Below are 12,276 nucleotides of genomic sequence, written 5' to 3' on the forward strand. Positions count from 1 at the left end.
CACTATTTTGCGGCATGAAAATGCGCGCTTTGCAGCGCTTGCAAATACCACCGGTTGCAGAACATGAGGCCTTCAGGCAGGTTTTACCAAGAGGAAAGGCACACCTGCCGGAAAATTCATGCCTCGGGCTTGCCGTAGCCGCCGCCCGTTGGCGTGACGATGATGAAGGCTTCACCCGCCTCCAGCACGGTGTGCGCACAGCCCTGCAGCGCCTCGACAGCGCCATTGCTGCGGCGCACGGCATTGGAGCCCGTCTGCCCCGGCTCCCCGCACTTCAGGCCGAACGGCGCGACACGGCGATGACCTGAAAGAATGGCGAAGTCGAGCTTTTCCTGTGCACGGATTGTCCGCTGCGTGCCATTTCCAGCGGACCATTTTCCCTTGCCGCCGGAACCGGCGCGGATGTGGAAATCTTCCAGAACCACTGGGAAACGCGTTTCCAGAATCTCCGGATCGGTCAGCCGGGAGTTGGTCATGTGGGTGTGGATGGCATCGGCACCGTTATATCCGGGGCCAGCCGGAGCGCCGGAGCAGATCGTCTCGTAATACTGGTACTGGTCATTGCCGAAGGTCAGATTGTTCATCGTTCCCTGCGCGGCAGCCTGCGCGCCCACCGCACCGAACAGGCAGTTCGTGACGGCCTGGCTGACCTCGACATTGCCCGCAACAACCGCCGCCGGATATTCCGGCGAGAGCATCGTGCCATCGGGGACGATGATGTGGATCGGGCGCAGACACCCGGCATTCATCGGAATGTCGCTCTGCACCAGTGTGCGGAAGACATAGAGCACTGCAGCGCGTGTCACCGGACGCGGCGCGTTGAAATTGTCGGAACGCTGTTCCGATGTGCCGGTGAAATCCACCGTTACTTCGCGCGCAACCTTGTCGACCGAGATTTTGACGACGATGCTGCACCCCTGATCCATTTCATAGGTGAAGCTGCCGTCCTGCAGCTGGTCGAGGACGCGGCGCACGCTCTCGGCGGCATTGTCCTGCACGTGGCCCATATAGGCCTCGACGACATCCTCGCCGAAATGGCTGATCATCTTGCGCAGCTCCGCCACGCCCTTTTCGTTGGCGGCAACCTGCGCCTTCAGGTCATTGACGTTCTGCAACAGCGTGCGCACGGGGTAGCGGGCACCGGTCAGCAGGGCTGCCAGCTCATCCTCGCAGAAGCGGCCGCGATCGAGCAGCTTGAAATTGTCGATGTAGACGCCTTCTTCTTCAATGTTCGTTGCCAGCGGCGACATGGAGCCCGGCGCGATGCCGCCGATATCCGCATGATGGCCACGGCTCGCCACCCAGAAACGGATCGTCGTACCGGCATCGTCGAACACCGGCGTGCAGACCGTCAGGTCCGGCAGGTGCGTACCGCCATTATAGGGAGCATTGATGAGGAAGACATCGCCGGGATGAATGACCGGATTTTCCCGGATTGCGGCGGCAACCGACGCGTCCATGGAGCCAAGATGCACCGGCATATGCGGCGCATTGGCGACAAGATTGCCTTCCGCATCGAAAACGGCGCAGGAGAAATCCAGCCGCTCCTTGATGTTGACGGAATAGGCGGTGTTCTGCAGCGTCACGCCCATCTGCTCGGCGATCGACATGAAGAGATTGTTGAAAATCTCCAGCATCACCGGATCGGCCTTGGTCCCGATGGCCGAACGGTCCGGCAGCGCCTTGATGCGCTTGAGAACGATATGGTTCTTGGCCGTCAGTTCCGCCTGCCAGCCGTCCTCGATAACGATGGTCTGGTTCGGCTCGATGATGATGGCCGGGCCGGTGAGGCGCTGGCCGGGCTGCATCGCATCGCGCAGCACCACGGCCGCCTCATGCGCGGACCCTTGCGAGTAAAAACGGTTGTGCCGCACCGCATCCGGTTCGCCGTTTGCAGTCGCATCGACAGCCGTTTCGGCTTGACCGGCACCGCCTCCGACTGTTTCCACTTCCACCGCGTCGATGACCAGCGCCTTGTTTTCGGCGACAAATCCAAAACGGCGCTTGTGCAGGATTTCAAATTCGCGCCGCAAACGGCCGATATCGTCATGCGCCGGAAAAGTCGCCTCGACGGCCAGCACGGTATCCGTACCGGCATAGCGGATATGGGCGCGCGCAATGGTGGTGATCTCGCTGTCGGCGATGCCCTGCGCATTGAGCTCGGACAGACATTCCCGCTGAAGCTCCGCAGCCAGACCGGCAAGCGGGGCAGGGGCGGCGGGATCAAGCGGCACACCCAGCGCCTTCTGCCGGGTCGCCCGGATATCGGCAAGCCCCATGCCATAGGCCGACAGCAGGCCCGACATCGGATGAACGAGAATGCTCTTCATGCCCAGCGCATCGGCAACCAGACAGGCGTGCTGGCCGCCCGCGCCGCCGAAGCAGCTGAGTGCATAACGCGTCACATCATAGCCGCGCTGCACCGAGATTTTCTTGATCGCCTCGACCATATTGGCAACGGCAATGCGGATAAAGCCGTCGGCCACGTCTTCGGGGCTACGGCCATCGCCGATCCGGCCCGCCAATTCGGCAAAGCGCGAGCGCACGGCATCGACATCCAGCGGCTGGTTCTGGTCCGGGCCGAAGATCGGCGGGAAAAATTCGGGCAGCAGCTTGCCGACCATGACATTGGCGTCGGTCACGGCCAGCGGGCCGCCATTGCGGTAGCAGGCGGGACCGGGATTGGCACCGGCGGAATCCGGGCCGACGCGAAAACGCCCGGCATCGAAGTGCAGGATGGACCCGCCGCCAGCGGCCACCGTGTGGATGAGCATCATCGGCGCGCGAACCCGCACCCCTGCCACCTCCGTCTCGAAAGCGCGCTCATACTCGCCGTCGAAATGCGCGACGTCCGTGGATGTGCCGCCCATGTCGAAACCGATGACATTGGGAAAGCCCGCCTCTTCACCGGTCCGGGCCAGGCCGACAACGCCGCCGGCCGGGCCGGACAGGATGGCATCCTTGCCCTGGAACATGTCAGCGGCGGTCAGACCGCCCGAGGACATCATGAACATGACGCGCGCGCCGGTGCGGGCAATATCCAGCTCCGCCGACACCTGTGCCACGTAGCGGCGCAGGACCGGCGAGAGATAGGCATCGATGACAGTGGTATCGCCGCGCCCGACCAGCTTGATCAGCGGCGAAACCTCGTGGCTGACGGATACCTGGGTAAAACCCATCTCCCGGGCGATCACGGCCATGGCAGCTTCGTGCGCCGGAAATTTGTAGGCATGCATGAACACGATGGCGAGCGCGTCATAGCCTTCATCCTTCAACGCTTTCAGGGCTGCGCGCGCCTGCACTTCGTCAAAGGCGGTTTCGACCGTGCCATCGGCGAGCACCCGCTCATTGACCTCGACAACCCGGTCGTAAAGTGCCTCCGCCTTGATGATCTCGGTGGCAAAGATGTTCTTGCGTTCCTGATAACCAATGCGCAGGGCATCGCGAAAGCCCCTGGTCGTCACAAGGGCAAGCCGTTCGCCCTTGCGCTCCAGCAGGGCATTGGTGGCAACGGTGGTGCCCATGCGCACTTCGCCGATGCGCCCGGCCGGAATGGCTTCGCCCGGCTTCAGCCCGAGATGCAGGCGGATGCCCTGTACGGCGGCGTCCCTGTAGGCCTCAAGATTCTCGGACAGTACCTTGCGGGCATGCAGCGTGCCGTGCGGATCGCGCCCGATGACATCGGTAAACGTGCCGCCCCGGTCGACCCAGAAATCCCAGCTTCCGATGCTCATCCCGCACTCCTCTTGATCGACTGCCACATTTGTAAGCATGCTCAATTAATAGACTATGGCGTCATTGACAATATGTCGATAAAATGATGATATAAATTCGTCAAGGCGGAGGCAAGCAGAATGACGACTGGTCCGAAAGACCACACCACGGCGGATCTCGAACAATTTGCAACGGCACTGCCGAAGCATCTCAAACCCGTCTCCTCCATTGGCCCCATTGTCTCGTCAGCCCATCTTGCCGAAGGCGGTTCGCCCGGCCTTTCCGAAGTCGAATACGGCATGATCCTCTCCTCCCATGCCTTTTCCCGCTGGATGGTGCGCTGCATGGCAGCCGCAGGATTGCCGGGGCTTTCGGCCACGGAAATTCTCATTCTTCACTCCGTCCGGCATCGCGGCCGCGAAAAGAAACTTGCCGACATCTGCCTGGTTCTCGATATCGAAGACACGCATGTCGCCACCTATGCCATCCGCAAGCTGGAAGCGGCCGGGCTCGTCACCACCGGCAAGGCTGCCAAGGAAAAGACCATCAAGATCACCAATAAGGGTGCCGACGCCTGCACGCGCTACGCCCAGATCCGCGAGCGGCTGTTTGTGGCATCGACGACCAATGCCCGGCCAGCCGAGGATACGCTGTCTGAAATTGCTGCCGTCCTACGCTTTCTCTCCGGCGCCTATGATCAGGCAGCCCGCGCTGCCACCACACTTTAATACAAGGATTATTGCGTGACCGGTGAACCCTCTCCCCCGCTCCTGGCCGTGGACAATCTTTCCGTTGCCTTTGGTCCGTCGCGTGTTGTGGAGAATTTGAGCTTTTCGGTGCGGGCCGGGCGCACGCTCGCCATTGTCGGTGAATCCGGATCGGGCAAGTCCGTCACCTCGCTTTCCGTCATGCGGCTTGCCGACATGATGGGCGGCCAGTTCCCCACCGGCCAGGTGCTGTTCGAAAGCCGCCAGGGACGGATCGACCTGACCACCGCCACACAGAAAACCATGCGCGGCATTCGCGGCAAGGAGATCGCCATGATCTTCCAGGAGCCGATGACCTCGCTCAATCCGGTGTTCACCATCGGCGACCAGATCGCCGAAGTTCTGATCCTGCACGAGGGCATGTCCAAACAGGCGGCGCTGGCCGAGGCCAAAAGGCTTCTCGATATGGTGCGCCTGCCCGATGCTGCCGATCTGCTCGGCCGTTACCCGCACCAGCTGTCCGGCGGCATGCGTCAGCGCGTCATGATCGCCATGGCACTTGCCTGCCGTCCGAAACTGCTGATCGCCGATGAGCCGACAACTGCCCTCGATGTCACCATTCAGGCGCAGATTCTGACCATCATCCGCGAGTTGCAGACCGAACTCGGCATGGCGGTGATCTTCATCACCCACGACATGGGCGTTGTCGCCGAAATGGCCGACGACGTAGTGGTGATGTGGAAAGGCCGGAAGGTGGAAGAAGGCACGGTTGCCGACATTTTTGCCCGCCCGCAGCATCCCTATACCCAGACCCTGCTCGCCGCCGTACCGAAACTCGGCAGCATGACCGGAGAGGCTTTTCCCAAGCGCCTGCCGCTGACGGTCATGGACGGTGACACACCCCGCCTTGTCGGCGGCGAGCATGTTCAGGATACGGCCCGTTACGGCCTGCCGCCGGTGCTTTCCGTCCGCGACCTCGTCACGCGCTTCAATATCAAGAAGGGCATTTTCGGCGGCGTTACCCACCGGGTCCATGCGGTTGAGAAGGTCTCGTTCGACATCCATCCCGGCGAAACCCTTGCGCTTGTCGGTGAGTCCGGTTCCGGGAAATCCACCATCGGCCGGACGATTCAGCAGCTGCAGAAGGAAACATCAGGCACCATTCTGTTTGGCGGGCGTCCCGTTTCGTCGATGAATGGCACCGAACGGCAAAAGCTGCGGCAGGAAATCCAGTATATTTTCCAGGACCCGTTCGCCTCGCTCGATCCGCGCAAGACCGTCGGCTTCTCCATTGCCGAACCCATCCGCACACACGCATTGATCGACGGCAGCAAGCCCATCCAGAAACGGGTCGATGAATTGCTGGAACGGGTCGGCCTGACCAGCGCCCATGCCAGCCGCTATCCGCACGAATTTTCGGGCGGCCAGCGCCAGCGCGTCTGCATTGCCCGCGCGCTCGCGTCCAATCCGAAACTGATCATTGCCGACGAGGCACTGTCGGCGCTCGATGTTTCCATTCAGGCGCAAATCCTCAACCTGTTCATGGAATTGCAGGAACAGCAGGGCCTCTCCTATCTCTTCATCAGCCATGACATGGCCGTCGTTGAAAAGATGAGTCACCGGGTCGCCGTCCTCTATCTGGGCCAGGTCGTGGAGATCGGTACCCGCCAGCAGATTTTCGAAACACCGGCGCATCCCTATACGCAGCGCCTTTTGTCGGCAGTCCCCGTGGCTGATCCGGCACGTGCCCGCAACCGCGCCATGCTGGAAGGTGAAATACCAAGCCCCATTCGCCGCGTCGGCGACGAACCGGCCATTTTCAAGCGAACCGAAATTGCACCCGGCCACTTTGTGGCGAGTGCCGCCTGAACCACAACGTCTATATATAATGAGGAGAACACCACAATGATAAGAACACGACGGGGAATACATGCAGCGTTTCTGGCGCTGGGTCTGGCAGGCACAGCCTTGCTCGCGGCGCCCGCATGGGCGGCGGGTACGCTGACCATTTCGTCACCGCAAGACCCGGGCAGCTGGGATCCGATCGATACGTTTCTCGTCAACTGGGCCTCGGTTGCCACCAATATCTATGACGGCCTGACCTATCGCGGCGCCGATCTGAAACTGGTGCCCGGCCTTGCCACCGCCTGGGAAGAACTCGACGACGGCAAGCGCATCCGCTTCACCCTGCGCGAAGGCGTGAAATTCCATGACGGCGAGCCCTTCAATGCGGAAGCGGTCAAATTCACCTTTGACCGTCTTCTCGGCGAAGAAGGCAAGAAGGGTCCGCAGCGTTCCAACTATGCTGCCATCGACAAGGTTGAAATCATCGACGCCAAGACCGTCGATTTCCACCTGAAGGCGCCGGACCCGGTGCTTCTGACCAAGCTCGCCGGCTACGGCGCCATGATCGTGCCGCCGAAATACATCCAGGAAAAGGGTGATGATTATTTCAACGCCCATCCCGTCGGCACCGGCCCGTTCAAGGTGGTCTCCTACGAGCCGAAGATCGGCATCAAGCTCGAAGCCTTTGCCGACCATTGGGGCGGTGCACCCAAACTCTCCAACCTCGAATACCGTTTCATCGCGGAACCTGCGACGGCCGTTGCCGAATTGCAGGCAGGCCGTGTCGATCTGGTCATTCCTCCCACCATTCCCGTCGGCATGATCCCGACCATTCAGGCCGATCCGAAGCTGGAAGTGGTCAGCACCGCCGGACCGACCGTCTATGCCCTGCGCTTCAACACCAAGAGCGGACCGACGGCCGATGAACGGGTGCGCAAGGCACTGATCCTTGGCGTTGATCGCGATGCGATCATCCAGACCATCCTTGGCGGCCAGGCGGCGCCCATTGCCAGCTTCCAGGGCGCTCTGTCCTTCGGCAACGATCCCGCCATGAAGCCGCTGCCCTACGATCCGGAAAAAGCCAAAGCCCTGTTGAAGGAAGCCGGCATTGCAACCGGCACCACGCTGCAGATCGACGTGCGCGGCAACGACTCCACGTTCAACGAGGTGTCGCAGGCCATCGCCAGCTATCTCCAGGTCATCGGGCTCAACGCCACGATCAAGCCCTACGAAACCAACGTCCTGCTCAACGACATCATCCCGGCAGGCAAGACCGGCGCGATGTTCGAACAGGCATGGGGCGGCTGGACGCTCGACTACGACAACACCGCCTATTCCATGTATCACTCGGGTGAAAAGTGGAACCCCTATGACAGCGATCCCAAGCTCGATGCGCTGCTGGAATCGCAGCGCTCCATTACCGACCGGGCAAAGCGCGAGGAAATCCTCCAGTCGATCGCCCACTACACGGCGGATCGGGCGCTGGAAATCCCGCTCTACAATTACAATGCGATTTTCGGCGTGAGCAAGCGCGTGAAGAATTTTACGCCTGTTCCCGACAGCCGCCTGCGGCTGACGGATGTCACGGTCGAGTAGCAAAACAGGCCCGTCGCCTTTCAAGGGGCGGCGGGCCAAGGATTGAAGGATAGAGACGTGGCTGGTTTTCTCATCAAACGCTTTCTGCAGGCGATCTTCGTCGTCATCGTCGTGACGCTCATCGTGGCGTTCGCCATTCGCCTTACCGGCGATCCGGCGCTGATGCTGACGCAAGGCGCCGGCAGCGTCACCGAGGCGGACCTTGTCCGCATCCGCGAGGCGCTTGGTCTCAACCAGCCGTTTCTTGTCCAGTATTTCGGCTTCATCAAGGGGCTGTTCACGCTCGATTTCGGCCGCAGCTTCCTTGGCGGCACGAAGGTATCCACCCTGCTTGCCGCCGCTTTGCCCGCGACGCTGCTCCTTGCTTTCTCCTCCCTGATCGTCTCCATCGCCATTTCCATCCCGCTCGGCATCAAGGCAGCAACGGCGCGCGGCAAGTGGGCGGATCAGGCGATCCGCATCCTGTCGCTGGTCGGCCTGTCCTTCCCGAATTTCTGGCTGGCGCTCATGCTGGTGCTTTTGTTCGCCATCACGTTGAAATGGCTGCCGCCAAGCGGCATGAACGGTTTCGAGAGCTTCATCATGCCCGCCGTGACCATGGGCATCATCCTCACCGCCACCAATGTGCGCCTGGTGCGCACCGCCATGCTGGAAACCCTCAATTCGCAATACATCATGGTGGCCCGCGCCAAGGGCCTCAGCGAGAATGTCGTCCTGTACAAGCACGCGCTGCGCAATTGCGCCATTCCGCTCATCACCTATTTCGGCCTGCAGTTCGGCGGCCTGCTCGGCGGCATCGTGGTGGTCGAGCGCGTGTTCAACTGGCCGGGTCTTGGCACACTCGCATTCGATGCGGTCGGCGCGCGCGACTATCCCGTGCTGCAGGCGGTCATCACAGTCCTTTCCCTGATGATCATCGGCGTCAATCTTCTCGTCGACATCGCCTACGGCCTTGTCGATCCGCGCATCCGGACGGAGTAAGCCCATGCCTGCCGTAGCCTCCACCCCTCGATTTGCGCGGTTCCGCAATCTGGAATTTATTCTCGGCGCGCTGCTCGCCGGCGGCATGTGCCTCGCCGTCATCTTCTCCAGCGTCATCTTTCCGGGCGGTGCTGAAAAGATCGACCTGATGGCACGCCTGCTGCCGCCCTTCATGAAATGGGCGCATCCCTTCGGCACCGACCCGCTCGGCCGTGACGTGCTGGCACGGGTGATCACCGGCGGCAAGATTTCGCTGCAGGTCGGGTTCATCTCCGTTGCCGGCGCCGTCATCATCGGCGTGGTGATGGGCCTGATCTCCGGTTATTACCGCGGCTTCTGGGACATGGTGGTGATGCGGTTTGCCGACGTGCAGCTCGCCATGCCGTTCATCCTTCTTGCCATCACCTTCATTGCCATTGCCGGCGGCGGCCTGACCAACATGATCATCCTGCTGATCGTCTCGCAATGGGTGCAATATGCCCGGCTGGTGCGCGGCTCGGTGCTGTCGCTGCGGGACCGGGAATTCATCCTCTCGGCGCGCGCCATCGGCGTGAAAGACCACCGTATTCTGTTCCAGCATCTGCTGCCGAACCTGATCGGGCCGGTCATCGTGCTGATGACCCTGAACGTTGCCACCAATATCCTGCTGGAGAGCAGCCTGACCTTTCTCGGCCTTGGCGTCGACCCGTTGATCCCGAGCTGGGGCGGCATGCTTGCGGACGGGCGCACCTATCTGCAGAATGCCTGGTGGGTCAGCGTCTTTCCCGGCCTTGCCATTCTCCTGACCGTACTGGGCTTGAACCTTCTGGGCGATTGGCTGCGCGACAGCCTTGATCCCACCGGACGAACATCGCGCTAATCAACAGTGAATTGAAATGACACTTATTTATGAAAGCGGTTTCAACCGCACCCTCGACCAGCTTCTCGCAACCTATGGCGAGGCGGCCGCCCGCGGCACGCGCTTCGAAGCCTGGCTGTTCGAGGATGCGCCAAGCCGGCGGGCCGGCGAGGAAAAGCTTGCGGCCATCGGCGTGGAGGCACGCTTGCGCAGCGCCTACAAACCGCTCCTGCATTTCTTTCTGGAAGAGGTCGATACTGGCGCCCTGAAAAGCATCACCATCGCCTATCCCGTGCACGAAAACTGCCCGCAGAACCGTTTTCTCCTGGAAACCTATCCGCTGGCAGCGCTCACCGGCACCGCCGAGCTGCGCTTTGAAACCGGCAGCAGCGCACCCTTCACCTATGACGTGAGGCTCACCTACAAGGACGGCCGCAAGGCTGAGCACAAGGTTTTCGCCCCCAATCGGATCCACACGGATTTCATCGGCGAAACCCTTGTCTCGCCGACCGGCTGGATCAGGCTGAACGGCGCCTTCGAGGGAACGCGCCTCGAGACCGATTACGAAGCCCTGTTCGCCAATGCCATGCGCGCCGTGATCGATCATGACTGGGGCAATACCGAGCCCTATTTCGGCGAGCTCAACATCCGCGCAACACTCCCCATGGCCGACCAGCCGCTGCCATCAGGCGATGAAGTCATCAGCCTGCGCGAGGCGCTGCACGAAGACTTCTATTTTTCGCTGCTGGAAGTATTCCAGAAAAAATCCGGCCGTCCGCTCGGCGACCGCGGGTTGCAGCCCGGCCAGATCATACCGGAGATCGTCCACGGCAAGGGCATCCCTGCGATCCGGATCGAAACCCGCACGCTCGATACATCCGAAGCATCCGGCGAGGCACAGCCTCTTGCGACGGCGCATGCGCCCGTCTTCGTCGCACAGATCCACACGGAACTTGCCGGCGTCGGCGGTGAACCCTTCGAGGCACGCTCCCGCGCCGGGAGGGCAGTTCAGGCCCGCTACCACAGGGGCACCGATGCCGCCGTCATGATCAGTGGCGGCCAGCATCCGAATGAAACAACCGGCATCATCGGTGCGCTGCGCGCAGCGCAGGCACTGGCGGGTCGTCCCGGCGCGCATTTCACCATTTCGCCGCTGGAAAATCCGGATGGCTATGCGGCGCATCATCGTTTGCGCGCCGACAATCCGCGTCACATGCACCATGCCGCGCGCTATACGGCGCTGGGCGACGACCTGGAATACCGCACCGCCGCACAGCCCTATGAAAAAGCGATCCGCTTTGAGGCGCAGCGCCTGAGCGGTGCGCGCCTGCATATCAACCTGCATGGCTACCCCGCCCACGAATGGACGCGGCCGCTTTCCGGTTACGTGCCGCGCGGCTTTGCCATGTGGACCTTGCCGAAGGGCTTCTTCCTCATCATGCGTTACCAGCACGGATGGGAGGAGCGGGCCGAGCGCTTCATCGATGCGGTGACCCGGCGCCTGGCCGCCGTGCCGGGGCTCGTCGCCTTCAACGGCACGCAGATCAGTCTCTATGAAACCCATGCCGGTGAAACCGGTTTCCGCATCATCAACGGCTTTCCCTGCATGATCTCGGTCGATGACAGGCATGACGTGCCGCTGACGCTGATCACGGAATACCCCGATGAAACGATATATGGCGACGCATTCATTGCCGGACATACCGCGCAGATGGAAACGGTTCTTGCCGCCTATGATGCGTTTCAGATGATTGAATCCGTCGCCTGAAAAGGGACCGTCAGCGCCCGTCGATGCGGGTGAGGAAACCCAGCACCGCCTCGTTGAACAGCTCCGGCCTTTGCAGCGGGGCGAAATGGCTGACGCCGGGCAGGCTGATCAGTTCGGCTCCGGGAATGCTGCGGGCGAGATAGGCGGCGTGCTCTGGTTTGATGAATTCGTCATGCTCGCTCTGCACGACGGCAACGGGCACACGGATTTTGCCGAGATCAGCGGCGGTGTAATTGGGCTCCGTCTGCATCATCAGGCTCACCGCGCCGACAAAGGCGTCGAATTCATCCGGCGTTGCCGAAAGCGCGGCGTAATCCTTCCTGTGACGGGCAAAACACCGGTCGATCACCGGTGTCGCTACGAAGTCCCTGGTGCCGCTCGGGTCCATGTTGCAGCCGAAGAAGAAAACACCCGTGACGCGATCCGGTTTCTGGCTGGCGAGCACCAGTGCAATGCAGGCGCCGTCGCTCCAGCCGGCGAAGGCAGCCTTTTCAAGCTGTAAGGTATCCATCACGGCGAGAACATCCGACGCCATCAGGTGATAGGTATAGGGCCGCTCGTCCCGCGTGCTGCGGCCATGGCCGCGGCTGTCGATGAGAATGACCCGGCGGCCGGAATTGACCAGTGCCGGAAGCTGATACCCCCAGTTGCCGCTGTGGCCAAGGCCGCCATGCAGCAGGATCACCGGATGGCCGGTGCCGTAGGAGGCATACCAGATCCGGGCGCCATCATGCTCGACATAGCCTTCGCCGGTTGCCGCTGGCAAAGGCGCCGCACCATCCGCCTCGAATATCGTCAGATCGTCGTCCCTGAATGTCATGGTCACC

8 protein-coding genes are annotated in these 12,276 nt (G+C 61.6%); 6 read left to right on the forward strand and 2 right to left on the reverse strand.

Annotation, left to right across the window (positions count from 1 at the left end):
• Positions 1-116: 116 nt before the first annotated feature.
• Entirely contained in the window at positions 117-3,734 is a 3,618-nt protein-coding gene (locus tag ACTJJ7_RS10095; RefSeq protein ID WP_440966879.1) for a hydantoinase B/oxoprolinase family protein, read from the reverse strand.
• A gap of 120 nt (positions 3,735-3,854) precedes the next feature.
• Here ACTJJ7_RS10095 and ACTJJ7_RS10100 point away from each other — a divergent pair, with 120 nt between their 5' ends.
• The 6 genes from ACTJJ7_RS10100 to ACTJJ7_RS10125 are packed head-to-tail and all read left to right on the forward strand — an operon-like array spanning position 3,855 to position 11,449.
• Positions 3,855-4,442, forward strand: a complete 588-nt coding sequence (locus ACTJJ7_RS10100) for a winged helix DNA-binding protein (protein WP_440966881.1) — start codon at positions 3,855-3,857, stop codon at positions 4,440-4,442.
• Between the two features lie 15 nt (positions 4,443-4,457).
• On the forward strand, positions 4,458-6,290 hold the full coding sequence (locus ACTJJ7_RS10105) for an ABC transporter ATP-binding protein (protein ID WP_440966883.1): 1,833 nt from the start codon (positions 4,458-4,460) through the stop codon (positions 6,288-6,290).
• A gap of 36 nt (positions 6,291-6,326) precedes the next feature.
• On the forward strand, positions 6,327-7,862 hold the full coding sequence (locus tag ACTJJ7_RS10110; RefSeq protein WP_440966885.1) for an ABC transporter substrate-binding protein: 1,536 nt from the start codon (positions 6,327-6,329) through the stop codon (positions 7,860-7,862).
• Positions 7,863-7,919: 57 nt separating this feature from the next.
• Positions 7,920-8,843 carry an ABC transporter permease gene (locus ACTJJ7_RS10115; protein WP_105735065.1) on the forward strand — a complete coding sequence of 308 codons (924 nt, stop codon included), beginning with the start codon at positions 7,920-7,922 and terminating at the stop codon, positions 8,841-8,843.
• Between the two features lie 4 nt (positions 8,844-8,847).
• Positions 8,848-9,702: an ABC transporter permease gene (locus tag ACTJJ7_RS10120; RefSeq protein WP_440966887.1), complete on the forward strand. Its 855-nt coding sequence runs from the start codon at positions 8,848-8,850 to the stop codon at positions 9,700-9,702.
• Between the two features lie 16 nt (positions 9,703-9,718).
• Positions 9,719-11,449: a M14 family metallopeptidase gene (locus ACTJJ7_RS10125; protein ID WP_440966889.1), complete on the forward strand. Its 1,731-nt coding sequence runs from the start codon at positions 9,719-9,721 to the stop codon at positions 11,447-11,449.
• Between the two features lie 10 nt (positions 11,450-11,459).
• Here ACTJJ7_RS10125 and ACTJJ7_RS10130 read toward each other — a convergent pair whose 3' ends face one another.
• Entirely contained in the window at positions 11,460-12,269 is an 810-nt protein-coding gene (locus ACTJJ7_RS10130; protein WP_440966891.1) for an alpha/beta fold hydrolase, read from the reverse strand.
• Positions 12,270-12,276 lie beyond the last annotated feature (7 nt).

This window comes from Phyllobacterium sp. 22229, from assembly GCF_052056495.1.
Taxonomy (GTDB): domain Bacteria; phylum Pseudomonadota; class Alphaproteobacteria; order Rhizobiales; family Rhizobiaceae; genus Phyllobacterium; species Phyllobacterium myrsinacearum.